This is a genomic window from Flavobacterium granuli (assembly GCF_031456055.1).
GTDB lineage: Bacteria > Bacteroidota > Bacteroidia > Flavobacteriales > Flavobacteriaceae > Flavobacterium > Flavobacterium granuli_A.
Window position 1 is genome coordinate 232173 of sequence record NZ_JAVDTX010000006.1, and the last position, 26748, is coordinate 258920.

A 26748-nucleotide genomic window follows, 5' to 3' on the forward strand; every position below is an offset into this window, starting at 1 on the left:
GAATTTGGGATTTTTAATATTGAAAATTTAAATCTTTTAGATTTTAAATCTTTTTCTGTCTGTTTCTGTCAAATAGATTTTTCTCAAACGAATAGATTTTGGAGTTACCTCAACATATTCATCTTTCTGAATGTACTCTAAAGCTTCTTCAAGAGAGAAAATGATTGGAGGAATAATTCTCGCTTTTTCATCATTTCCAGAAGAACGAACGTTAGATTGTTTTTTCTCTTTAGTTACGTTTACACACATATCATCACCACGAGAGTTCTCTCCAATTACCTGACCTTCGTAAATTTCGGCATTTGGTTCAACAAAAAACTTACCACGATCTTGTAATTTATCGATAGAATAAGGAATAGCTTTTCCTTTTTCCATAGAAATCAATGAACCTTTGTTACGTCCAGCAATTTCTCCTTTGTAAGGTTCGTATCCTATGAAACGGTGTGCCATAATAGCCTCACCAGCAGTAGCAGTAAGCAATTGATTACGCAATCCAATAATTCCACGTGATGGAATATTAAATTTCACAATCATACGTTCACCTTTAGTTTCCATACTCAACATTTCACCTTTACGAAGAGTAACGAACTCAACCGCTCTACCTGAAAGAGTTTCTGGTAAATCAATTGTCAATTCCTCAATTGGCTCACATTTTTTACCATCAATTTCTTTGATGATAACTTGTGGTTGACCGATTTGCAACTCATACCCTTCTCTTCTCATTGTTTCAATAAGAACAGATAAGTGAAGTACTCCACGACCAAAAACCATAAACTTATCAGCTGAATCAGTTTCACCCAATTTCATTGCTAAGTTTTTCTCTAACTCTTTTGTCAAACGCTCTCTAATATGACGAGAAGTTACAAATTTACCCTCTTTACCAAAGAAAGGAGAGTCATTAATTGTAAACAACATACTCATAGTAGGCTCGTCAATATCAATTGTTTTCAAACCTTCTGGGTTTTCAAAATCAGCGATAGTATCTCCAATTTCAAATCCTTCAACTCCAATTATGGCACAAATATCACCAGCAATTACTTGTTGTACTTTTTTACGACCAAGTCCTTCAAAAGTATGAAGTTCTTTAATACGAGATTTTAATATAGTTCCGTCTCTTTTTACTAATGAGATTGGCATACCTTCATTCAAAACACCTCTTTCAAGACGACCAATAGCAATACGACCTGTAAATGCAGAGAAATCTAAAGAAGTAATCAACATTTGTGGAGTTCCTTCAGAAACTTTAGGAGCTGGTACATTTTCGATAACCATATCCAACAATGCTTCAACATTATCAGTTACGTTTTCCCAATGGTCAGACATCCAGTTATTTTTAGCAGAACCATAAACCGTTGGAAAATCCAACTGCCATTCTTGAGCTCCTAATTCAAACATTAAGTCAAAAACTTTTTCGTGAACTTCTTCAGGAGTACAGTTTTCTTTATCTACTTTGTTGATTACAACGCATGGTTTTAATCCTAAATCAATAGCTTTTTGCAATACAAAACGAGTTTGTGGCATTGGCCCTTCAAAAGCATCCACCAAAAGGCAAACACCATCAGCCATGTTCAATACACGCTCTACCTCACCACCAAAATCGGCGTGACCAGGAGTATCGATAATATTGATTTTTGTTCCTTTGTATACTACAGAAACATTTTTAGAAGTAATAGTAATACCTCTTTCACGCTCTAAGTCGTTGTTATCAAGGATTAGGTCACCTGTATTCTCGTTGTCACGAAATAACTGACAGTGATACATAATTTTATCAACCAAAGTTGTTTTACCGTGATCGACGTGGGCAATAATTGCAATGTTTCTAATAGCTTCCATCTGTGATTTTTAATGGGTGCAAAGGTACACTTTATTTTCATATAAAAAACCTTTATACAATACTTTGCTGTTTTAATAACACTTAACCCCCTATTACTAACCATAAATTAATGTATTCGAATTAATTCCAATCGAAGTTTTAAATTTTAACATTTTTAATTATATTTGATTAATGAAAAACAAAGCCAACCAAATAACCTTAATCTACACCCTTTTCGCATTATTTTTGGCTATCATTAGCTTTAAATTATCCAAACATTATTCCCACTATTTGGATTGTTATAATTTCAGCTTCATCAAAGACATCTTTTTCATCAGTATCACAGGAATACTCTTCAGATACATCTTGTTCAAAAACGACAAAAGAAACACTGAAATAAATAAAAACCTAAGGCAAACCAATGAAAAACTAAAAGAATCCAACGACAAATACGACATTGTTGCTAAAGCCACTAGTGATACTATCTGGGACTGGAAAATTACCGAAGATAATATTACTTGGAACAAGGGAATCAAAGGAATATTCGGCTACCGCCAAGATCAAGTAGGAAATAATTCTAAATGGTGGTTTGACAATATCCACCCAGAAGACAGCGTAAAAATGTCTATTAAACTCTATTCTTTTTTAGAACAAAAAACAGAAAAATGGCAGGATCAATATCGATTTAAATGTGGAGACGGAACTTATAAATATGTATTAGACAGAGGTTTTATATTAAAAGACGAAAATGGAAAAGCTATTCGCATGATTGGCGCCATACAAGACATAACTAAACAAAAGGAAGAAGAAAATCGCTTAAAACTACTCGAAACCGTTTTTACCGAAACCAAAGATTCCATCATTATTACACAAGCAGCCTCAGAAGACAATCAAATTCCAAAAATAGTTTTTGCCAACCCAGCTTTCAGCAAAATGTCGGGTTACGAGCATTCAGAAATCATAGGTAAATCTCCCAATTTTTTTATGGGCAAAAATTCCGATTTACTAGAAATTGAAAAATTAACCGACTCAATAAAAAACAAAAAAGAATGTTTTCTAGAAATCATTCTTTACAAAAAAGACCAATCCGAATACTGGGTCAGACTATCATTTATTCCAGTTTATAATTTTGAACACGATCTTTCCCACTGGATTTCTATTCAAAGAGACATCACGGAAGAAAAAAAATTAGAAAAAGAAAAAGAAATACTCATCCGAGAATTAACCCAAAACAACAAAGACCTAAAACAGTTCTCCTATATTACATCTCACAATTTAAGAGCTCCCCTATCTAACTTAACCGGGCTATTAAATCTAATTGACGACTTTGCAATTGAAGATGAAGAATTAAAAGAAATCCTGACAGGCTTTAAAATATCAACACATTTACTCAACGAAACCATTAATGATCTAGCCAAAGTAATCACTATAAAAGACAGCCCATCTATACAAAATGAAGAATTAAAAATACAAGATATTTTCAAAAACATCCTTAGCCAAATCCACATTCAACTCGAAAACATAAAGCCACAATTAAATATCTCTTACGGGAATATTTCCAAAATACACACTAACAAAGCCTATTTTGAAAGCATCTTTATCAATTTACTCACCAATTCTTTAAAATACAGATCAAAAGACAGAGACTTAATAATTGACATTACAATAACCAAAGAAGAAAATAACACTATAATAATCCGCTACAAAGACAATGGCATAGGTATCGATTTAGAACGAAATAAAAATAAAATTTTCGGTCTTTACCAACGATTTCACGATTATCCAGACAGCAAAGGACTTGGATTATTCTTGGTAAAATCACAGATAGAAACCATGGGAGGCACAATTAGCATACAAAGCGAAATTGAAAAAGGAACTGAATTCACACTAACTTTTAAATCCTTATAAAAAATGTTAGAACTTATCATGTATATTGATGACGACCCTATTACATTGATGCTATTCAAAAAAGTAGTCAAAAAATCCTCTTTCGCAAAAGAAATAATAAACGCTATTAATGGTCAAGAAGCAATTACTTTAATTAACACAATTAACGACAACTCAAATCAAGAAAAAAAACCTCAATTAATCTTTTTAGATTTAAATATGCCCATAATGGACGGATGGGAGTTTCTTGATTTATTTAATGCTTCTAACTATTTCGATCTAAACAATACAAAAATTATCATCCTAACATCCACCATTGATCCTGAAGATATCAAAAAATCGAAATCATACTCCAATGTTATCGAGTTCCTAGCCAAACCCATCACCGTCGAAATGCTGAGTTATCTAAATACAAAACTATAATATCAAATCCCAAAACCTTGGATTATAATCCCTAAAAAATTAACCATAAAAAAAGCCCCTTAAAAAGGAGCTTTAATTTATATAAATTATATTACTTACAATTTAGCAACATGCTTAGTTAACTTAGACTTCAAGTTTGAAGCTTTGTTATCATGAATGATGTTTTTCTTTGCTAACTTATCAATCATAGAGATTACACTTGACAATTTAGAAGTTGCATCAGATTTATCAGTTGCGATTCTTAATGCTTTAATAGCATTACGAGTCGTTTTGTGTTGGTATCTATTTAATACTCTTCTCTTTTCGTTACTTCTAATTCTTTTTAGAGCTGACTTATGATTTGCCATTTTGTTATTTTTTTATCTTAATTATTTCATTTTTTGTAGTCCGTAAGGGAATCGAACCCCTGTTACCAGAATGAAATTCTGGCGTCCTAACCCCTAGACGAACGGACCAATATCCCTCTAAGTTCTGGAAAACATTCTAGATCAAAAAAAATTGTAGCCCGTAGCGGAATCGAACCGCTCTTACATGGATGAAAACCATGCGTCCTAACCGATAGACGAACGGGCCATTGTTTTTTATTCTCAGAATTTCAATCTAAAACATTTCTTGTAGTCCGTGGGGGAATCGAACCCCCCTTACCAGGATGAAAACCTGGCGTCCTAACCGATAGACGAACGGACCGTTGTTGTTTGCAACAGCACTACTTCTGTAATGCGGATGCAAAAATACAACTATTTTTGAGAAGCGCAATAGTAGAGGCAAAAAAAATTATTTTTTTTTAATATGCCTTAGCAAACAACACCCTCCCAACAGAACTTTCCCCAGTAAACACACAGCTTCCCGCCTGTTCTATCCTATCCAAAGGAATGCATCTTATCGTTGCTTTTGTCAATTCTTTAATTTTCTCTTCAGTGGCTGAAGTACCATCCCAATGTGCTGAAACAAAGCCTCCTTCGCTATCTAAAACCGCTTTAAATTCATCAAAACTATTTACTTCGGTAATATGAGAATTTCTATAATTTAATGCTTTTTCGAACAAATCTTTTTGAATTTGCTCTAATAAATCGCTAATATAAGTTGTGATTCCATCTTTCGAAACCGTTTCTTTTGTCAAAATATCTCTTCTCGCCACTTCAAAAGTTCCATTTTCCAAATCTTTTGGCCCAACAGCAATTCGAACTGGCACTCCTTTTAATTCCCATTCAGCAAATTTGAATCCTGGTTTCTGAGTTGTTCTATTGTCAAATTTTACAGAGATATTTAGTTTTCTCAATGCTTTCACCAAAACATCCACTTCACTAGAAATAGCTTCCAATTGTTCATCACTCTTATATATAGGAACAATAACAACTTGTATAGGCGCCAAATTAGGAGGCAATACCAACCCTTGATCATCAGAATGCGTCATTACTAACGCTCCCATCAATCTAGTTGAAACTCCCCATGAGGTTCCCCAAACATGCTCTTGCTTACCCTCAGCATTAGCAAACTTAACATCAAAAGCTTTTGCGAAATTTTGTCCCAAAAAGTGTGAAGTTCCTGCTTGCAAGGCTTTCCCATCCTGCATTAAGGCTTCAATACAATACGTTTCTTCGGCACCTGCAAAACGCTCTGTTTCGGTTTTTAATCCTTTTATAACTGGAATAGCCATAAAATTCTCAACGAAATCAGCATATACATTCATCATTCTCTCTGATTCTTCCACAGCCTCCACTTTTGTTGCATGTGCTGTATGCCCTTCCTGCCATAAAAACTCAGCAGTTCTCAAGAATAATCTGGTTCTCATTTCCCAACGCACCACATTGGCCCATTGATTAATTAATAATGGTAAATCTCTATAAGATTGCACCCATCCTTTGTATGTTGACCAAATAATAGCTTCACTTGTAGGGCGAACAATTAATTCCTCCTCCAATTTTGCATTGGGATCAACCATTAATTTTCCAGGCTTATCTGGGTCATTTTTCAATCTATAATGAGTTACAATAGCACATTCTTTAGCAAATCCTTCAGCATTTTTCTCTTCGGCTTCAAACATACTTTTAGGAACAAATAAAGGAAAATAAGCATTTTGATGCCCTGTTTCTTTAAACATCCTATCCAATTCTGCTTGCATTTTTTCCCATATAGCATACCCATATGGTTTAATCACCATACAGCCTCTAACTCCTGAATTTTCAGCTAAATCGGCCTTAACAACCAACTCATTGTACCACTTTGAATAATCTTCTTCTCTTGTTGTAAGGTTCTTGCTCATTTTGAATAATTTGGCATAATATTTGTTTATATATAATTTAACTAAATAATTACGCAAAACTAACTAAATTTGTATTGTCCAACAATAAAATAATCTACCGAAATGAAAACAACTGAATTAATTACTCGAAAAACACCCCTTTATTTCTTAATAGGACTTTTGAGTTTAGCGGTAACCTCTTGTGGTTCTTACCAAAATAGTTCCTACAATGACAATGACGGTATTTATAGCACAAATGAGGGGAAAGTTGTGAAAAAGGACAACCAACAAAACTCGGCTTCAATTCAATACAAACAATACTTTAGCTCATTACAAAGCACTGGAGGTTCTGGTGAAATATTTACCGATGTAAATAGTTATGGTAGTGACTATAATACCGAAAACGATTCTATACAAACACCATCTACAGGTTATGCATCCTGGGGTAGTTCCCCACAGGAAACAACTGTCGTTATTTATCCTGACACCTATTGGTCTGTCGGATTTGGCTGGGGTTATCCTTATTATGGTTACGGTTATGGCTACCCATATTATGGATGGGGATATCCTTATTACGGATGGGGATACCCAGGTTATGGTTGGGGATATCCAGGATATGGTTATCCAGGTTATGGCTATGGATACCCTCATGCAACGCCTTATGCTTATAACTATAGTAGAAGGGGTTCATCTTATGGAGGAAACTACAACGGTATATACAATAACAATAGAATCAATCACTATTCTAGAAATGGTTCTACTAGCAGAAACACTGCCTACAACAGAAGTAACGTCTACAACAGAAACAGTAGCAACAGTATCGTAAACCGTACAGCTCCTACTTTCACGAACCGAAATAGTGCTACTACATCTAGAAACTACACTCAAAATCAATCTAGAAGTTCTTACTCACAAAATCGAACTAGCACTAATAGCTCAAGCAATTACCAACGATCAAGCTACACACCAAGCAACAACAGCACATATAGAAGCAGCGGAAGCAGTATGTCATCAGGCGGAGGAGCTAGAATGTCCAGCGGAGGCGGAAGAATGGGCGGAGGCGGAAGAAGATAAAAAACTACTGAAATCCTAGAAATCAACCAACCCTAAGACCAACCAAATGAAAAAGAACCTATTATATTTAGTAGCAGGGCTTACTTTCTCTACAATACATTCACAGGAAATTAAGGATGCCATGCGTTATACGCAAAGTGAGTTGCATGGAACAGCTCGTTTTACAGCCATGAGCGGTGCTTTTGGAGCGCTGGGAGGAGATTTATCATCCATTAATGTAAATCCTGCGGGTTCGGCTGTGTTCAACAACAATCAATTCGCCACTACTATGGGGAATTATGATACTAAAAATGAATCTAATTATTTCGGAACAACCACATCGGCTAGCGAAAGCACTTTTGACCTCAATCAAGCAGGTGGAGTTTTCGTTTTTAAAACCAGAAATCCTAATAATGATTGGAGGAAATTCTCTATGTCTATCAATTATGAGGGCACCAATAATTACGACAATTCAATGTTTTCGGCTGGAGTAAGCCCAGTTAATTCTGTAGCCAATTATTTTTTAAGCCATGCTAATGGTGTTCCTTTAGATTTACTCCAAAATGGTAGTTATGCGAGTTTAGACAATGGAGCTCAGCAAGCTTTTCTAGGCTACCAAGGCTACATTATCAACCCGATAACCGAAAGTCCTAATAATACACTATACACTTCTAATGTTCGTTCTGGTGGAAATTATTATCAAGAAAACGGCACTTATTCGAACGGATATAATGGTAAACTGATTTTCAACAGTGGCTTGCAATACAAAGATTTTCTGTATTTTGGTTTCAACTTGAACTCACACTTTACAGATTATGTACAAAACACTAACTTCTATGAATTCAATAATAACCCTTTGGATTTAAATTACGAAGTTAAGAGCCTGAATTTTTCAAATAGCTTACATACTTATGGAGCAGGTTTTTCATTCCAAGTGGGAGCCATCGCAAAATTAACTGATCAAATTCGAATGGGCTTTGCCTATGAATCACCAACATGGTATAATTTGCAAGAAGAACTCTCGCAAAGAGTAACTACTATAAGAAGCAACGTTGCAGAAACACTTCCTCCAGATGTGGTTGATCCATTTGTCATTAATTATTATGCTCCTTATGATTTACGCACCCCAGGAAGCATAACCGGAAGTTTTGCTTATGTTTTCGGAAAAGCGGGTTTAATAAGTGTGGATTATAAATACAAAGACTATAGCTGTACTGAATTTAGTCCAGAAAACGATCCTTATTACAGAGGTTTAAACAGCGCTATGAGTAATGCTCTTGGAAGCAGCAACGAAGTAAGAGTCGGTGCCGAATACAAAATCAACAATTTCAGACTAAGAGGCGGATATCGTTTTGAAGGAAGTCCTTATAATGATTCGGCTACAATAGGGGATTTAAACAGTTTTTCTGGCGGTTTAGGATATAGTTTTGGCTCCATAAAACTTGACTTTTCGTATGTAAACGTTCACTCCACATCATATAATCAGTTCTTTGCACAAGGATTCACCGAAAGAGCCAGAATAGACACTCACAAAAACAATTTTACTATGACTTTCATATTTGAAATGTAAAAATAAATACTCCATACAACAAAAACCACTTTTGAGAATATACAAAAGTGGTTTTGTTTTTTATATAAAGAAAAGATTTGGGCAAGACCCAATTTATAATTACACAAAGCATAAATACAATTTTATGGGTCAATAGTTTTGACAGACTTGCCTATCTATTTAGCAGTTTCCATGATTTTAATGCATCAACTTTTGATAAGCCATTTCTAAAACTCATACATGTTGTTATAAAAAACAAATAACTGGCCTAGCCCCGATAGAAGTAAAAATCCTTATGTGCCGGTGTTCGGCACATGAGATTACTTCACTATACATTAATTTTCATTGGAGTTCAGTGAACTTCGTTTGCAACGAATAGCGGGACAAATGGTTTTAAACACATCAAATGTTCTGCTCCAAATCATTTTATACAAACAAAACAGGGCATTTTAAAAGGAAACAGGCAGGGTTTACGCAAAAAATTGTAATTTTGCAAAATTCCTAAAATATCAAGGATATAATACTATGAGAACGAAGTCTTTAAAAAAGAACAAAATAAATGTGATCACGTTAGGGTGTTCCAAGAATGTGTATGACAGTGAAGTGCTAATGGGACAACTCCGTGCGAGCGGAAAGGATGTTACCCACGAGGCCAAAGCAGAGGATGAAGGGAATATTATCGTGATTAACACTTGCGGTTTTATTGATAATGCAAAGGCAGAATCAGTAAACATGATTTTGGAATATGCCGATAAGAAAGACAAAGGACTTGTTGATAAAGTTTTTGTGACGGGTTGTTTGTCTGAAAGATACAGACCAGATTTAGAAAAAGAGATTCCAAATGTGGATCAATATTTTGGAACTACAGAATTACCCGCTTTATTGAAGGCTTTGGGAGCCGATTACAAACATGAATTGCTGGGAGAACGCTTGACTACAACTCCAAAAAACTACGCTTACCTAAAAATTTCCGAAGGTTGTGACAGACCCTGCAGTTTTTGTGCTATTCCATTAATGAGAGGAAAAAATGTTTCGCAAACTATCGAAAAGCTAGTTAAAGAGGCTGAAGGATTAGCAAGAGACGGTGTCAAAGAATTGATCTTGATTGCTCAAGACTTAACTTATTATGGTCTTGATTTGTATAAAAAAAGAGCATTGGGCGAATTGCTTGAAGCATTGGTAAAAGTTGAAGGTATCGAATGGATTCGTTTGCATTACGCCTTCCCTACCGGTTTCCCGATGGATGTTCTTGAAATCATGAAACGCGAACCTAAGATTTGTAATTATATAGATATTCCATTACAACACATATCGGATTCCATTTTGAAATCGATGCGTCGCGGAACTACTCAAGAAAAAACCACACAATTATTAAAAGACTTTAGAGCAGCAGTTCCCGGAATGGCTATTCGTACGACTTTAATCGTTGGTTACCCTGGAGAAACACAGGAAGATTTCAATATCCTTAAAGATTTTGTCCAAGAAATGAAATTTGACAGAATGGGTTGTTTTGCTTATTCACATGAAGAGAACACCCACGCTTATTTACTTGAAGACGATGTTCCAGACAATGTAAAACAAGATCGTGCCAATGAAATAATGGAATTACAGTCACAGATTTCATGGGATATGAATCAGGAAAAAGTAGGCAAAACTTTTAGATGTATTATTGACAGAAAAGAAGGCGGTCATTTTGTTGGAAGAACAGAATTTGACAGTCCGGATGTTGATAATGAAGTTTTAATTGATGCTACAAAACACTATGTAAAAACAGGTGAATTTGCAATGATTAAAATTATTGAAGCAACAGAATTTGATTTGTACGGAGAACCAGTTTAGATTTTTGAATTTTTAATTTTTCAAATTTACATTTATGAAGATATTTAAAACAGTACTTTTTGTAGTTTTTTTATTCTTATCAGCAAACACCGTTTCTGCACAATATGGAAATGGTTATGGTGGAAATGGATACGGCGGTGGAGGGTATAGCGGCGGATACGGTGGAAATGGTTATGGGAGATCTAGCCAAATGGGGCAAATGTCCCAAAGCAATCAACAAAGTGCTCCTAAACCGATTCCTGCTGAAGTAACAGCAGCCAAAATTGTTGAATATTACAAAAAAGAACTTAGTTTAGATGCTCTTCAGGAAGTAGTACTCACTAATATTTTTACCAAATCACTTAAAAAACAAGAGGCTTTAATCAAAAAAGAGAGTAGTGACGAGGATAAAGAAAAAGAATTTAAGGTTCTTGGCGAAATGACTGATTTGGAAGTAATGCAAATATTAAACAAAGACCAAAAAACAAAATATCAAATCTTGAGTGAAGATCGAAAAAACAAAATAGAATCTAGAAAGCACTAAGAATTTGCTATAAAACCATTTTGAAATGCCTACCACATGAAAAAGCAATTTTACAATATTATTCTTCTCCTTTTTATTGCTTCTTGTGCAACAAAAAACCCTCATAAAGCGACTGAAAAGGAATACAATGAGCAAATAAAAAACTTAAAAGAAACTATTTCCGCAAAAGAAGCAGTTCCTTTAAAAAGTGAACCTTATGTAGTAATTGATAGTGTTGCCTATCGATACAAAAACCAATTACTTAACTATAAAGATACGCTCTCCAAAACAGACAACAATATTTTACTTAATGGTATTGCATCTGAATGGGTTGGTACAGTCAATTTTAATTTAAGAAAACCCAATTTCATTATTATTCATCACACAGCTCAGGATTCGGTACAACAAACTATAAAAACTTTCACTTTAAAAGAAACTAAAGTGAGCGCTCATTATGTGATTGCCAGAGATGGAAAAGTAATTCATATGCTCAATGATTACCTGAGAGCCTGGCATGCAGGAAATGGGTCTTGGGGAAAAAACACCGATATCAACTCTACTTCTATAGGAATTGAATTGGACAATAATGGCACAGAACCATTTTCGGACACACAAATTAATACTTTATTGGCACTATTGACCAAATTGAAAAAGGACTACAATATACCTACACAAAACATAATAGGACATGCCGATATTGCTCCATCAAGAAAAGTTGACCCAAGTGCTTTATTTCCTTGGAAGCTTTTAGCCCTAAATGGTTTTGGAGTTTGGCCAGACGATCCGCTTCCATGTCCTCCCGTTGATTTTAATGCCGAGCAAGGTTTACAAGTCATCGGATATAATACCAAAAATCTTTCGGCAGCCATCAAGGCTTTCAAACTTCATTACATCCAAACTGAAACCAATGATATTTTGGACGAAAAAACGATTAGCACTATCTACTCGATTTATAAAAAATAAAATTTTCATTTTATCTATAAAAAACGCTTTTTGGTCGATTCAAAAGGCGTTTTTTTATTTTTACACATCAACTTCCAACATTTTTTTATACATTTAATCAATAAGTATCAGATATTTAGCCCAAATCCTACCTTTTCAGCTTCACTATTTTTAATCTAAAATGGGAGTTGGAAACGCGGAGCTGTGAAATGAAACACGTAAAAGTTAATCTAGCAAACAAATCAGTTGAAGACGAATAAGATTTTTAATGGATTGTTTTGGAGTTTTACTGATAATTTTTCACAACAAATAGTCAATTTTATTGTTGGGATTGCATTGGCAAGAATATTGCTCCCTGACGAATTTGGTATATTAGGAATAATTTCAGTTTTTATTGCTGTATCAAATACTTTTATCAACAGCGGATTGAGCGATGCATTAATAAACAAAAAAGACACATCAGATAAGGATTACAGCACTGTTTTTTGGGCTAATGTATTATTAGGAATCTTTATTTATCTACTATTATTTGTTTCTGCGCCCTATATCTCTATATTTTTTAAGCAAGATACTTTAACCCTTTTAATTAGAATTACAGCAATTTCTATAATAATTGTATCTTTTTCATCCATTCAAAGAACACTACTAACAAAAGAGATCAATTTCAAAACCATTACAGTTGTATCTACTATATCTGTTATCATAAGTGGAATTGTTGCTTTATACATGGCTTTTAAGGGTTATGGGATTTTGAGTCTTGTGGTAAGAATGGTTTTGGGTCAATTCATTACTCTGCTCTTATTTTGGATACTTAATAACTGGAGACCTAAATTCATATTTGATTTTAAATCGTTTAAAGAGTTATATAAATATGGTGCTAATTTATTTATGTCTAGACTTATGAATTCCTTATATGACAATCTTTATTATTTTGTCATAGGAAAATATTTTAGTCCAGCTAATTTAGGCTATTATTCAAGAGCTGATACCTTCAAAAATTTAGCATCAAGTAATATAATTAATACCGTACAAAGGGTTAGTTTTTCGACACTTTCGGCAAAAACTGATGATATAGAACAAATGAAATTGTTTAAAAAATTCCTTTCTGGAACATTTTTTATCACCTCTTTTTTCATGACACTTTTATTTGTTTGTTCCAATGAAATAATATTAATTTTAATTGGTGTTAAATGGGCAGATTCAATCCCTTATTTGAAAATCTTATCTATATCAGGTCTATTTATTCCATTGTATGCAGTAAACATCAACTTTTTAGCAGTCAAAAATAGGACCAAATTATATTTCAAAATTGAACTTATTACAAAATTATTTGCAATACCAATTATTTTTATTGGGATTAGTTTCGGCATTAATACAATGCTTATTGGAATAATCATTGTTTCATTTTTATCCTATTTAACAAGCGTTTATTTTGTGCAAAAATTATTTAATTATAGCTACAAAAGCCAATTTTCTCTTATTTTAAAGGGATCTATATTAATCCTGTTTTCTCTAATACTTACCTATTGTTCTACTTTTTTTGAAATAAAGATTTTATATAGTTTATTTATCATGAATACAACTCTTATCCTCATTGTCTATCTAATTGGTTTGTTGCTCCTATTTCCAGACTTAGTTATCGAACTTAAAAAGCTGAAAAAGTAATTCATAACTTATATTTTTTTTTGCAAATGGAGAAACTGCTTTTCACAATTTCGATACCAACATATAATAGAAAAGAGCTTTTAGAAAGAAATCTCAACCATTTAGAAAAAATAAATTTCGACATTAATAAATTTGAAGTTATAGTAGTAGATGATGGTTCTAATGACGGAACAGACAATTTCATATCTGATTTTATAAAAAAGAGTTTATTGAATATAAAATATATCAAAAAGGAAAATGGAGGCAAATTTACAGCACTGAATATAGCCATAAATGAAGCTAAAGGATATTTTTTCATTAATTGTGATTCGGACGATTACTTAGACAACGATTGTTTAACTAACATTTGTGAAATTTGGGAAACAATTGATCTTAAAAACATAGCTGGAATTATTGGCCAAAACTTAAACTTAAACTCAAAGACTAACGAAATAATTGGAGATTTATTCCCTTCAGATATTCAATACTCAGATCCGATAGAAATGAGATTTATTCATAAAATAAAAGGAGATAAATTCCCTTGTATTCTGTCTACTGTTTTAAAGGAATTTAAATTCCCTGACAACGATAACACTCATTTTATACCAGAGAGTTATATTTTTTACGGAATTAGCACTAAATATCAATTCAAATATTCGAATACGATCTTCAAGCATTCTGAATATCTAGCAGATGGAATAACTAATTCAATTCAAAAATACAGATTGGAAAATGCTTATGGCTGTTATTTGGTTTATGAAAAATATATCATGCATTATTCCCCTAGAAAAACATTAATGGGTTATACCAGAAACTATATAAACTATGTACGATTTTCATTCCACTCAGGTCAAAAAAAACACCAAATGCAAAGAGCCTTTGATTATTTTTTATTTCCAGCTGGTTATCTTGCTTTTTTAATAGATAATTTTAAAATTAAAATCAATAAATAATTGCGTACTCGATTTTTAGTAATAATCAAATAATTTCAAAGCTAATTTTTTATTTAAACAATGTCAAGATTTAAACATTTAATTTATTTAATAAAAAACAAAATCATAACAAGGTACATTATTACTTTTTATTCGATTTCAACAGATAAAGGCGTATTATTCAAAGGGATTCCTCATTTAATCAAAAACAAAAAAGCACATATAAGAATAGGCAAAAACACTATCATTAATTCTTCCAATTTTGGTTATCATATCAATATGCATTCGAGTTGCAAACTCTATGCAGACTTACCATTATCAACAATTACCATTGGCTCAAATTGTAGAATTCATGGAACCTGTATTCATGCTTCAAACCAAATACATATAGGAAACAATTGTTTAATAGCTGCAAACACACAGATTTTTGATTCCAATGGACATCTTTTGAGTTTTGATAATCCTACTTATCGAATTCACACAAAGGATCAAGGAAATACAATTCATATTGAAGATAATGTGTGGATTGGTGCAAACTGCATTATACTCGGCGGAACTAGAATAGGAAACGGGGCAATTATTACTGCAGGAAGTGTTGTAAAAGGAAACATTCCTAGTAAATCAATTTATGGAGGCAATCCAGCACAATTGATAAAACAATATTAGCAAATGATTAAAATTGCAATACATCATAGACAAGGCAGCTTTTCGGATCGATGGATCATATACTGTAAAGAAAACAATATATTTTATGTTTTGGTAAATTGTTTAGATACTGACATAATATCACAACTAGAAAGTAATAAAATAACTCATTTACTTTGGCATGTTAATCATTCAAGTGTAAACGAATTAATGATTTTCTCTTCAATTTTGAATGCTGCAGACAATATGAATATAAAAACATTCCCAAATTTTAATACTCGTTGGCATTTTGATGATAAAATTGCTCAAAAATATTTATTAGAAAGTATTGGAGCTCCTTTTGTAGAAAGTGTTGTCTTTTATGATATCAAAACAGCTAAAAATCATATTAAAAAGATAAACTTTCCGATTGTTGCAAAACTTAAAAGAGGTGCTGGGGCTTCAAATGTTGAGTTACTAAAAGATAGAAAAGAAGCAAGAAAATATATTATTCAGATGTTTAATACTGGAAAAAAATCAATTCCAAACACATTTGAAAATTATGAGCAAAAATTAAGAGTTGCAAAAAAAATAAAAAATCCATTACAATTATTTAAAAAAACAATCAATTACATATTTAAAAACAAAAGAGAACAACTTATTTCAAATCAAGAAAAAGGTTATGTTTATTTTCAAAAATTCCTGACTGAAAACGCATTTGACACCAGGATAATCGTAATTGGAGAAATTGCTTTTGGTATAATTCGTCATAATAGGAAAAATGATTTTAGAGCTTCAGGTAGTGGAATAATTGATTATTATAGCTCAAACATCGACATTAAATTGATAGAAATTGCATTTGAAACTAGTCAAAAATTAAAAACACAAACAATAGCATTCGATTTTATATATGACAACAAAACACCTAAAATAATAGAGATTTCATTTGGATATACTGTAACTATCTATGATGCATGCGAGGGATATTGGAAAAAAGATCTTTCATTTATAAAAGGTTCTTTCAATCCACAGAATTTTATGATTGAAAATCTGCTAAATAATTAGATCATGGATTCTAAATCAATTGTCTTGTTTTTTTGTGTTTTATTTTCAACATTTCAAGCTATTTATTTTAGACAAATAAATCTTGCTCCTTTTCCTCTCTTAGCTTTTTTATTGATTTTTACAATCATAGAAAAATCAAAACTAACCCAACTAGAGGCAAACTTTATTTTTCTATTTCTATTTCTAATAACCATTTCTATAATAATAAGTTTTATAAATGAAGAATACTTGCCTCCTCATTTATATTATTTTCCAAGAACCTTAGGGTGGCTTATATTTCCATTTAGTGTCATTTATTTCCGAAAAGCGTTTCTTCAATTTGACAAAGAAAGCCTCGATGAAATATTAAAAATTATATTAATAATACATCTTGCTTTCTTCTTCATCCAATATTTTTCGTTTTCACTATTTACTACTAAAATTGATTTTTTATATAATATTACTGGTGAAATGCAACGAACAGGTGCTACAAAATTGAAAGATTACAGTAACTCAATAAGAGCTTCTGGACTTTTTTCAGAACCTGGTTCCTATTCGGTCTATATATACATATTGATTTCCATGAAACTATTACTTACTAAGGAAATTGATTGGTCAATGCTATTAGGAATTATATCAATGCTCTTATCATTTTCAATGACTGGAATTCTAATGGTAGGTTACTTTGTAGCCTTCTATTTTTTCATAACATCTTATGATTTAAAGAAAATAAAAAATCTATTTTTTCTGTTTTTCGGATTATTGGTGCTACTATACTTTAAATCCGCAGTTTTTTTAGGACCTATACAAGACCGCTTATTTAATTTAAAAGATGATTCCTCTGCAGAAGCTCGATTTGAAGGCGGCTACTATTATTTTATTCAAAATGATTTTTTTTATACTGGTTTGGGTATAGGAACAATTTCTGAAAAAATCACAGCATCAAGTGTAATATTGGGAGGTCTTTTTGAATTAGGCATTGTAATACTCGTAATATTTCTCGCATTGCAATTTATTTTTGCATTCAAATGGAGTACCAATCTTATGTGCTTTTTGATTATAATACCTGTTTTAATGTCCAATATTTCTTTTAACCAAATTATCTATAGCATCTTTTATTCCTTTATAACATTAAATTTTTACCAATTAAAAAACACACAAGAAGAAAACAATCCTTCATTTAATATCCTATAAATGAAAAAAATATTACTCGTTTTACCCAATGACACTCTAGGTGGTGCTGAACAAATCTTAAAAATGATTGCGCAGCATTATTCGGATGCATTAGTAGAAGTACAGTTTTTAAAACATAAAACAAATGAGGAATGGATAACTAACAATAAATTTATCCGAATAAAATATCAAAATACAGGATCAGAATATTTTGGAACTTTGCTATATGCTTTAAATCTTTTAGTTAAAAAAAAAAAATACGATTACATATTTAGCTCCCACGTTTTTACTACAGGTGCCCTTGGTATTTTTATTCGTTTGGGACTCCTTCAAAAAAAATATTTTATAGGGAGAGAATCTACTCGGATATTTGAACGATTCAAAGGATTTAAACTTTTTTTATATAGAAAAATGTATCGATGGGGTTACCCCAGTCTTGACCTATTGATTTGTCAAACACAACAAATGAGACAAGATTTGGTCTCACATTTACCTTGGATTGATCAAAACTTAAATATAAAAATTATTGCCAACCCGATTGATTTAGCTCCATTAAAAACTGTCGAAATTTTAAAAACAAATTTCCCTTTTATAATAAGTGCAGGAAGATTAATCTACGAAAAAGGCTTTGATATTTTAATTAACGCTTTTAAAGAAATACTCCTAACCCATCCAACACATCAATTGATTATTTTGGGAGAAGGTTACGAAAGAAAAAAATTAGAATTTCAAATAAAAAAACTCCATTTAGAAGGAAAGGTGATTTTAAAAGGGCGTGTCCAAAATGTATACCCCTATTTTAAAACCGCCAAAGTTTGTGTGGTTTCATCTCGAATAGAAGGTTTTCCTAATGTTTTACTGCAAATGATGTCACAAAACAACCATGTTGTTTCTACAAAATGTGCTGCAGAAATAGAACAGATTCCTGGAGTCCTACTTGTAAAAACAACAAACTCTAAAAACTTAAGTAATGCAATATTAAAATCATTGAATGACAATTTTTCTAAAAATCAAATTCTCTTTCAATCCTTTCTACAAGAAAGATCCATAGAAAATTTTATAGAAACTATAGAAGCTGAACTCCAACAATGAAAAAGCTCACCCGCATCACTACAGTTCCTATCTCTCTTGAAAAACTACTAGACAAACAGTTGCTTTTCATGAAGGATTATTATGAAGTTACAGCAGTTTCATCGGATAAAGAAAACTTAGAAAGGGTGGGAAAATCACAAAACATTCCCGTTTATGCAGTAGAAATGACCCGAAAAATAACGCCTTGGCAAGACTTAAAAGCGTTGTGGCAATTGTATCGCTATCTCAAAAAAGAGCAACCATTAATAGTACATACACATACTCCAAAAGCAGGAACCATTGGAATGATTGCTTCAAAAATGGCAGGTATTCCACACCGTTTACATACCGTTGCAGGCTTGCCTCTCTTGGAAATCAATGGACCCAAACGAAAACTATTGAATCTTGTAGAGAAAATTACATACTCTTGTGCTACCAAAATTTACCCTAATTCCAAAGGCTTAAAAAACATAATTCTCCAAGAAGGCTTTTGCAAACTAAAAAAAATAAAAATCATCGCAAACGGCAGTACCAATGGAATTGACACCGAGTTTTTTAATTCAAAAAAAATATCGAATGAAGCTGTACTTCATTTAAAAAAATCATTAGGAATACACAATGACGATTTTGTTTTTGTATATGTTGGCCGATTGACAGGCGATAAAGGAATAAATGAGTTGCTAGTAGCTTTCCATAAAATTGCAATAGAATTTAATCACATCAAACTTTTATTAGTTGGTTTTTTCGAATCAGAATTAGACCCACTCCATAAGGATACATTATCTGAAATGGAAAATAATAAGCAAGTAATTTTTGTTCCATTTCAAAAAGATGTTCGGCCCTATTATGCAGTTTCAAATGTTTTGGTTTTTCCGAGTTATCGTGAAGGTTTTCCAAATGCCATTTTGGAAGCGGGAGCCATGGGATTACCCAGCATTGTGACAAATATTAATGGCTGCAATGAAATAATTGAAGATTCCAAAAATGGAATTTTAATTCCTCCTAAAGATTCTGCTGCTCTTTTTACAGCAATGAAAAAAATAATCTCAGACACTCCTCTTAGAAACCATTTACAACAAAATGCAAGATCAATGGTTGTTTCTCGATTTGAACAAATTGTACTTTGGCAAGCACTTTTAGAAGAATATCAAAAACTGGAAAATCATGTATAATCCATTTTTAAAAAGAGTAATTGATGTAATTCTAGCAAGCATAAGCCTAGTGTTACTTGCACCTCTATTTGTAATTATTACAATTGTACTATTTATTGCCAATGAAGGCGAACCCTTTTTTATCCAAAAAAGACCTGGGAAAAATGGCAAAATATTTCATATCATTAAATTCAAAACTATGACTAATAGAACAGATGCTAATGGTAGTTTACTCCCAGATTCCAAAAGAATGACAAAATTAGGCAATTTTGCCAGAAGAATATCAGTGGACGAAATCCCTCAACTCATCAACGTAATCCGTGGTGACATGAGTCTTGTAGGGCCAAGGCCCCTATTATCAGAATATTTACCTTTATATAATGAAACCCAAAAACGACGTCACGAAGTGAAACCTGGCATCACTGGATGGGCACAAGTCAATAAAGAAAATATCACTTCTTGGCAATCAAAATTTGAATATGATTTATGGTATATTGAACATAAAAGCTTTTTTTTGGATTTAAAAATTGTATTTTTAACTCTAAAAAAAGTTTTTAAACCACTGAAAGCCAACCAAACAAGTACAGAATCGTTTAACGGTAAAAATTAACCTATGAGTAACATCTTAATCACTTGTGCAGGAAAAAGAGTCTCCCTTGTTCGCTCGTTTAAAACAGAACTAAAACTTATTTTTTCGGATTCAAAAGTATACACCACAGATTTCTCACCTGAAAAATCTGCTGCTTGTAGGGTTTCTGATGGTTACTTCAAAGTTCCTCCTGTTACCCATTATAATTATATTCAGAATTGCTCCAAATAACAATTGAGAATAACATAAAACTTATCATACCTACAATTGATACCGAATTACTGATTTTATCCCAAAATATCGACTTATTTAAAAAACACAATATTGAAATCCTTATCTCTGATTATGACAACATTAAAACATTAATAAACAAAAGACTTACTAATATATTTTTTAAAAAACTTGAAATTAATTATGCCAAAGAATATGATAAAAATAATTTCACTTTACCGATTTATATAAAACCAATTGATGGTAGTCGGAGTATTGATAATTATATAGTAAAAAAAGAATCAGAATTGACTGCTTATCATTTTTCGAATATTTGGAGCATTCCAATTTTACAGAGTATACCATCAATATGTATTTTGACAAAACAAATAATCTAAAATGTCTCATTCCAAGAGAGAGATTGGAAGTACGTGACGGTGAAGTCAATAAGGCCATAACGAGAAGAACATGGTTTATAGATATAATTGCCTCAAAGTTTAAGCACATTTCAGGATTAAGAGGATGCATATCTTTACAATTGTTTGTCAATAATCAATCAGAACTAATTTTTGGCATTGAAGTCAACCCTAGATTTAGTGGTGGTTTCCCATTAAGTTATCTTGCTGGAGGTAACTTTCCTAAATGGATTATACAGGAATATATACTTGGAAAAACCGAAATACTGTATCATGAAGATTGGGAAGAAAACCTAGTGATGCTTCGCTATGACGATGAAATTTTGATTCGTGATTTCAAACCTGATAACCAAATAAAATTTAACGGTAATAAATCTGAAAAAATAACAATTGACAAGAAATTACTTTAACATCAATAGATACAATATTGTTTGTTTTAGAATTTAAACTAATACCTCTATTAACAAAAAAATGAACCAAATTAGGATACTATTTCTAAAAATACTCAAAGCAACGGCTATAAATACAACTATTACCCATCACTTTACAAATAAAGAATTTCTAATAAACACATACCATCATAAAGGTTATTGGTACTTTGGAAAAAAGAGAGAAGAAAATACAATCCGAATTTTTCAAAAATGGATTGAAAAGGGGGACTACGTTTTGGAAATTGGTGGACATATTGGTTATTTTACAACTTTATATTCCATTTTAGTTGGAGAAACAGGAAAAATTGATGTTTTTGAGCCTAGTGAACTTAATTTATTTTATTTAAAAAAAAACATTGGTTACTTACCCCAAAAAACCGGACAAATCATAACTGTTGAAAATGCTGGAGCTGGAGATATTAATGGAACTTTTGATTTCTATATCGATCCTATATCTGGCCAAAATAATTCGTTCATTAAAAACTTTGATGGCTTTTTATCCAGTCGAAAATTATCTGCCGAAACTTCTTCGGAGATGATTGTAACTCAAGCAAAAGTAATTACTTTAGACAGTTATTATGAAAAAGCTTCTCGTTTACCAGATTTTGTAAAAATTGATGTTGAAGGATATGAATGGAACGTATTACAGGGATTTAAAAATACTATTGCCAAACATCGACCAAAATTAATGGTAGAAATACAAAATGAAGCTGAAAATATTTTAACTTTTTTCAAAAACTATGAATATACTATCTTCAACGACAAATTAGAAGAAATTATTGACTATAATGATTATCTAAATAAAAAAACCCCGAATATATTCTTCCAATATTACAATTAAAATGAACAACCAAAAAATATGGCTATCCTCCCCACATATGGGTGGCACTGAGCTGAATTACATACACGAAGCCTTTGATACCAACTGGATTGCACCATTGGGAGCAAACATAACCGAATTTGAGCATGATTTAGAAAAATATCTTTCACATGGTTTATTTGTGACGGCTTTAAGCTCTGCAACTGCAGCTATTCATTTGGGTTTAATTCTCTTGGGGGTAAAAACTGGTGACGTTGTTATTTGTCAATCAATGACCTTTTCAGCATCAGCAAATCCTATTCTTTATCAAGGAGCAACACCGGTATTTATTGATAGCGAACTCGAAACTTGGAATCTTTGTCCCATTGCTTTAGAAAGTGCCATTATAGACTGTATATACAAAGGACAAATACCAAAAGTAATCATCACAGTTCATTTATACGGTGTACCATATAAAATTGATGAAGTAAGAGCTGTTGCCAACAAATACAACATCCCCATTCTTGAAGATAGTGCCGAGACTTTGGGCAGCAGCTACAAGGGGGAAAAATGCGGTACTTTTGGAGATATCAGCGTTTTTTCATTCAATGGCAACAAAATAATTACCACTTCTGGTGGAGGAGCAATTGTTACATCAAATCATCAATTAAAGGAAAAAGCACAGTTTTTGGCCTCACAATCAAAGGATGAAGCTCCTCATTATCAACACAGTGAAATAGGTTACAATTATCAAATGAGCAATATTTGCGCAGGTATTGGTCGTGGACAGATGAAAGTATTGGATGAACATATTGCCTTGAGAAGATCCATGCATGATTTTTATGTATCCCTTTTCGAAAATATTCCTGGAATCACTGTTTATTCTACAACAAACCCAGACTACTTTGCTAATTATTGGTTGACTTCTATACTTATTAATCCAGAAAAAACCAAAAATGGTATCAATCGTGAAACCATTCGATTGACATTAATGGATTCCAATATAGAATGCAGACCTTTATGGAAACCCATGCATTTGCAACCACTCTATGAAAACTATCCTTTCTATGGAAATAATATTGCAGAAGCACTGTTTAAAAACGGACTGAGTTTGCCTTCAGGTTCAAATTTAACTGATTTGGATAGAGATCGAATAAGTGCTGTTTTACTCAAATTATTGAGTTAATTGGATTTGAATTATTAAATATTGACTTCTAAAAAATAGACCAACATATGGATTCAGCTTTATCATTTAAAAGAATATCTTTATTATTACTAACCCTATTCTTTTTTTCATGTGCTTCCCGAAAAGATATAGTTTATTACCAAGATATCGATAAAGCTCCTTTACAAGAAAAAACCAATTCATATGAAATAAAAATACAACCTGATGATTTGTTAATGATTATTGTTTCTGCAGAAGATTCTGAAATTGCAGCTCCTTTTAATTTAAAGACTTACACAACTGTAAACCCAAACAAACAGGATGTTGCTGGTGCACAAACCACCCAATTGTATTTAGTCGATTCCAATGGATTTATTGATTTCCCAATTTTAGGGCGTTTAAAAGTTGGTGGAATGGCTAGATCTCAAGTCATACAACTTTTGCAAGATAAAATTTCGGTTTATATCAAGAATCCTATTATAAACCTTCGGATTATGAATTTTAAAATTTCGATACAGGGCGAAGTAACGCTACCCGGTTCATATACTATTACATCGGAACGTGTAACCCTAATCGAAGCATTATCAATGGCAAAAGATCTGACCATTTATGGCAAGCGAGATAACATATTAATTATACGAGAAATAGATGGTATCAAAACCTACAACAGAGTAGATATTACAAAAGCCGATTTTATGAATTCTCCCTTTTATTATTTATCACAAAACGACGTTGTTTATGTAGAACCCAATAAAAATAAGATTAACGGATCGGCAGTGGGACCAAACACAGGAGTCATTATCTCAATAACGTCATTGTTGATTACATTAATAACTTTAATCGTAACGACGTCTAAATAATTCTTCTATGGAAAGAAATCCTTCAAATGAAAATCAGAATAGAGAATTTCAATTACGAAACTTTATAGATCACTATTTAGTTCATTGGAGATGGTTTTTAGTAGGAACCCTTATAAGTTTTATCATTGCCTTTATTTACTTGCGCTATACAACACCTCAATTCAAAGCTACTGCCGTAATTTTAGTAAAAGATGAAAAAAAGGGAGGGATGTTGTCTGAGCTTTCGGCATTTTCAGATATGGGAATTGAAAGTGGTTTAAAAAACAATCTCGATAACGAAATTGAAATTTTAAAATCAAGAACTTTAATCGAAAACACAGTAAAAAAACTCACTTTAAATATTTCGATATTCATTAAAGGGAAAATTATTTATTCTGAAATGTTTAAAGAAAAACCCATAAACATTCATTTTATCCCAAAGTCACTAGAATTTTATGAGACCAATACAACACTTCGTTTTATTGAAATTTCGCCAACAACTTTTCAACTTGAAGACCAACCTGAAAGTGAAACATCCAAAAATAGTTCCTTAACCAAAGATGAATTTCAATATGGAGAACTTATAACAACCAAAAATTGGAATCTGATTATAACTAAAAATTCACACAAATTATTTAAAGTAACTAATCGGGAAATTACAATACAAGTAAATTCTATGGATGAAGTTGTGGATGGTTTTAGAAATCAACTCAATATAAATCCGCTCAGTAAAACAAGTAGTGTCGTTGAATTATCATTGGTTGATCCTGTCTATCAAAAAGCCGAAATTTTCTTGGATAATTTAATTCAAATTTACAACCAAGATGCCATTACTGATAAAAACCAAATCTCTGAAAACACTTCGAAATTCATAGCTGAAAGACTATCCTTAATCACAAGAGAATTGGACGGTGTCGAACAGGATGTTGAAAGTTTTAAAAAAACTAACAACTTAACCGATATCGATTCAGAAGCACAACTTTTTATTGAAGGATCAAACACTTATGACAAAAAATCAGTAGAAACAGAAATCCAACTTAATGTAGTTAACTCCATGCTTGACTACATCAAAAAAAGTAACAATACCGATTTACTTCCCACCAATCTTATCGTTGGAGAAGAAGATGCAGCTAGCATAATCAACATGTATAACGAATTGGTTTTAGATCGCAATAGAATCTTAAAATCGGCAACAGCCACCAATCCAACTGTTTTGAAAATGGATCAGCAAATTGCATCTTTGAAACAAAATCTTGTTTCGAGTCTAGATCGTTTAAAATCAAGTTTAATCATCCAAAAAAGAGATTTAGACAGCCATAAAGGAATTATGGATGCCAAAATTGAAAAAATTCCAGTTCAAGAACGTCAATTTAAAATCATTGCCCGTCAACAAAAAATAAAAGAAGAACTCTATTTATATTTACTTCAAAAAAGAGAAGAAACTGCAATTTCGTTATCCGCTACTGAGCCAAATGCAAGAGTAATAGATGCAGCAAAAGCTTCGCATATCCCAGTTGCTCCAAAGAAAAAAATCATCTATTTGGTCGCTTTTTTAATTGGGATTTTAGTTCCTTTTGGAATTATATATCTCAAAGATCTATTGGATACCAAAATAAAAAGCCGTCTCGATTTAGAAGGGAAAACTACAATCCCATACCTTGGAGATATTCCAACATCTGATGCTAATACCCAAATAATTAAATCAGAAAGTAGAACCAGCTCAGCCGAAGCCTTACGAATCATCAGAACCAATTTGGAATTCATGCTAAGCAAAGTTCCCGAAAATCAAGCCAAAACCTTATTCCTTACCTCTACTTTTTCGAAGGAAGGCAAAACATTTGTATCGGTAAATCTAGCAGCAACTTTTGCTTTATCTGGTAAAAAAGTATTGCTTATAGGAATGGATATTAGAAATCCAAAACTAGACGATTACATTCCGTTGCCAGACCAAGGACTCACCAATTATCTTTCAAATAAAGACATCCCTTTAGAGGATTTAATCATCAAACAAAAAGGTTACGAAGATTTTTACATTTTACCTGCGGGCTTAATTCCGCCCAATCCAGCCGAATTATTATTGAGCCAAAAAGTCGACACACTTTTCAAAACCATCAAAGCCCAATACGACTACATCATCGTTGACACTGCTCCTATAAGCCTCGTAACCGATACACTTTTAATCGCCAAACATGCCGATTGCTTCCTTTTTGTCATTCGAGCCAATTTCCTTGAAAAAAGAATGTTGCACATTGCTAATGACTTATATATTGAGAAAAAATTGCCAAATATGTGCTTACTACTCAACGATACTGATTCAACAAAAGGCTATGGCTACGGCTACGGTTACGGCATAAAATCAAAAAAAAGACCATGGTACAAAAAATTATGGCCTAAATAAACAAGAATCAAA

General features: G+C 32.4%; 24 protein-coding genes and 3 tRNA genes. 21 read left to right on the forward strand and 6 right to left on the reverse strand.

The window, feature by feature from the left end; all coding sequences use genetic code 11:
* Positions 1-36 precede the first annotated feature (36 nt).
* Positions 37-1833 (reverse strand): translational GTPase TypA, encoded by a 1797-nt coding sequence (typA, locus tag J2W95_RS13980; RefSeq protein ID WP_310008070.1) that lies wholly within the window; start codon positions 1831-1833, stop codon positions 37-39.
* A gap of 172 nt (positions 1834-2005) precedes the next feature.
* On the opposite strand from typA, the gene J2W95_RS13985 reads away from it, so the two are divergent.
* Positions 2006-3721: a PAS domain-containing sensor histidine kinase gene (locus J2W95_RS13985; protein ID WP_310008072.1), complete on the forward strand. Its 1716-nt coding sequence runs from the start codon at positions 2006-2008 to the stop codon at positions 3719-3721.
* A 3-nt stretch (positions 3722-3724) separates the two neighbouring features.
* Positions 3725-4123: a response regulator gene (locus J2W95_RS13990; RefSeq protein ID WP_310008075.1), complete on the forward strand. Its 399-nt coding sequence runs from the start codon at positions 3725-3727 to the stop codon at positions 4121-4123.
* Between the two features lie 95 nt (positions 4124-4218).
* Here the strand turns inward: J2W95_RS13990 and rpsT are convergent, their stop codons facing one another.
* From rpsT to proS, 5 genes are all read right to left on the reverse strand, one after another.
* On the reverse strand, positions 4219-4470 hold the full coding sequence (gene rpsT / locus J2W95_RS13995) for a 30S ribosomal protein S20 (RefSeq protein WP_310008077.1): 252 nt from the start codon (positions 4468-4470) through the stop codon (positions 4219-4221).
* Positions 4471-4506: 36 nt separating this feature from the next.
* A tRNA-Glu gene (locus J2W95_RS14000) sits at positions 4507-4578 on the reverse strand.
* A gap of 46 nt (positions 4579-4624) precedes the next feature.
* Positions 4625-4696 (reverse strand) — tRNA-Glu (locus tag J2W95_RS14005).
* A gap of 42 nt (positions 4697-4738) precedes the next feature.
* Positions 4739-4810 (reverse strand) — tRNA-Glu (locus J2W95_RS14010).
* A 97-nt stretch (positions 4811-4907) separates the two neighbouring features.
* Complete coding sequence (proS, locus tag J2W95_RS14015) at positions 4908-6386, reverse strand: proline--tRNA ligase (protein ID WP_310008079.1); 1479 nt, start codon at positions 6384-6386, stop codon at positions 4908-4910.
* Positions 6387-6488: 102 nt separating this feature from the next.
* On the opposite strand from proS, the gene J2W95_RS14020 reads away from it, so the two are divergent.
* The 19 genes from J2W95_RS14020 (at position 6489) to J2W95_RS14110 (ending at position 26736) form a co-directional block, all read left to right on the forward strand.
* The gene (locus J2W95_RS14020) at positions 6489-7439 is read left to right on the forward strand and encodes a hypothetical protein (RefSeq protein WP_310008081.1); all 951 of its coding nucleotides are present in this window, start codon (positions 6489-6491) and stop codon (positions 7437-7439) included.
* Positions 7440-7485: 46 nt separating this feature from the next.
* On the forward strand, positions 7486-8988 hold the full coding sequence (locus tag J2W95_RS14025) for an OmpP1/FadL family transporter (RefSeq protein ID WP_310008083.1): 1503 nt from the start codon (positions 7486-7488) through the stop codon (positions 8986-8988).
* Between the two features lie 504 nt (positions 8989-9492).
* Complete coding sequence (rimO, locus tag J2W95_RS14030) at positions 9493-10806, forward strand: 30S ribosomal protein S12 methylthiotransferase RimO (protein ID WP_310008085.1); 1314 nt, start codon at positions 9493-9495, stop codon at positions 10804-10806.
* Between the two features lie 34 nt (positions 10807-10840).
* On the forward strand, positions 10841-11329 hold the full coding sequence (locus J2W95_RS14035) for a hypothetical protein (protein ID WP_310008088.1): 489 nt from the start codon (positions 10841-10843) through the stop codon (positions 11327-11329).
* A 36-nt stretch (positions 11330-11365) separates the two neighbouring features.
* A complete protein-coding gene (locus J2W95_RS14040; protein ID WP_310008090.1) occupies positions 11366-12271 on the forward strand; it encodes an N-acetylmuramoyl-L-alanine amidase in 906 nt (301 codons plus the stop codon).
* Between the two features lie 252 nt (positions 12272-12523).
* Positions 12524-13915, forward strand: coding sequence for a lipopolysaccharide biosynthesis protein (locus J2W95_RS14045; RefSeq protein ID WP_310008284.1), 1392 nt, complete (start codon positions 12524-12526; stop codon positions 13913-13915).
* Between the two features lie 26 nt (positions 13916-13941).
* Complete coding sequence (locus tag J2W95_RS14050) at positions 13942-14847, forward strand: glycosyltransferase family A protein (RefSeq protein WP_310008092.1); 906 nt, start codon at positions 13942-13944, stop codon at positions 14845-14847.
* 60 nt (positions 14848-14907) lie between these two features.
* The gene (locus J2W95_RS14055) at positions 14908-15492 is read left to right on the forward strand and encodes an acyltransferase (protein ID WP_310008094.1); all 585 of its coding nucleotides are present in this window, start codon (positions 14908-14910) and stop codon (positions 15490-15492) included.
* Positions 15493-15495: 3 nt separating this feature from the next.
* Positions 15496-16515 (forward strand): ATP-grasp domain-containing protein, encoded by a 1020-nt coding sequence (locus J2W95_RS14060; protein WP_310008097.1) that lies wholly within the window; start codon positions 15496-15498, stop codon positions 16513-16515.
* A 450-nt stretch (positions 16516-16965) separates the two neighbouring features.
* Positions 16966-17688, forward strand: a complete 723-nt coding sequence (locus tag J2W95_RS14065) for a hypothetical protein (RefSeq protein ID WP_310008099.1) — start codon at positions 16966-16968, stop codon at positions 17686-17688.
* Positions 17689-18759, forward strand: coding sequence for a glycosyltransferase (locus J2W95_RS14070; protein WP_310008101.1), 1071 nt, complete (start codon positions 17689-17691; stop codon positions 18757-18759).
* Entirely contained in the window at positions 18756-19910 is a 1155-nt protein-coding gene (locus J2W95_RS14075) for a glycosyltransferase family 4 protein (protein ID WP_310008103.1), read from the forward strand. Before J2W95_RS14070 ends, J2W95_RS14075 begins: the two co-directional genes overlap by 4 nt.
* Positions 19903-20499 carry a sugar transferase gene (locus tag J2W95_RS14080; protein WP_310008105.1) on the forward strand — a complete coding sequence of 199 codons (597 nt, stop codon included), beginning with the start codon at positions 19903-19905 and terminating at the stop codon, positions 20497-20499. The genes J2W95_RS14075 and J2W95_RS14080 overlap by 8 nt, the downstream gene beginning before the upstream one ends.
* A gap of 3 nt (positions 20500-20502) precedes the next feature.
* Complete coding sequence (locus J2W95_RS14085; RefSeq protein ID WP_310008107.1) at positions 20503-20709, forward strand: hypothetical protein; 207 nt, start codon at positions 20503-20505, stop codon at positions 20707-20709.
* A gap of 313 nt (positions 20710-21022) precedes the next feature.
* Positions 21023-21514, forward strand: coding sequence for an ATP-grasp domain-containing protein (locus tag J2W95_RS14090; RefSeq protein WP_310008109.1), 492 nt, complete (start codon positions 21023-21025; stop codon positions 21512-21514).
* A 61-nt stretch (positions 21515-21575) separates the two neighbouring features.
* A complete protein-coding gene (locus tag J2W95_RS14095; protein WP_310008111.1) occupies positions 21576-22376 on the forward strand; it encodes an FkbM family methyltransferase in 801 nt (266 codons plus the stop codon).
* Between the two features lies 1 nt (position 22377).
* The gene (locus J2W95_RS14100; RefSeq protein ID WP_310008113.1) at positions 22378-23520 is read left to right on the forward strand and encodes a DegT/DnrJ/EryC1/StrS family aminotransferase; all 1143 of its coding nucleotides are present in this window, start codon (positions 22378-22380) and stop codon (positions 23518-23520) included.
* Between the two features lie 47 nt (positions 23521-23567).
* Positions 23568-24359, forward strand: a complete 792-nt coding sequence (locus tag J2W95_RS14105) for a polysaccharide biosynthesis/export family protein (RefSeq protein WP_310008114.1) — start codon at positions 23568-23570, stop codon at positions 24357-24359.
* A gap of 7 nt (positions 24360-24366) precedes the next feature.
* A complete protein-coding gene (locus tag J2W95_RS14110) occupies positions 24367-26736 on the forward strand; it encodes a GumC family protein (protein WP_310008116.1) in 2370 nt (789 codons plus the stop codon).
* The last annotated feature ends 12 nt before the right edge of the window (positions 26737-26748 follow it).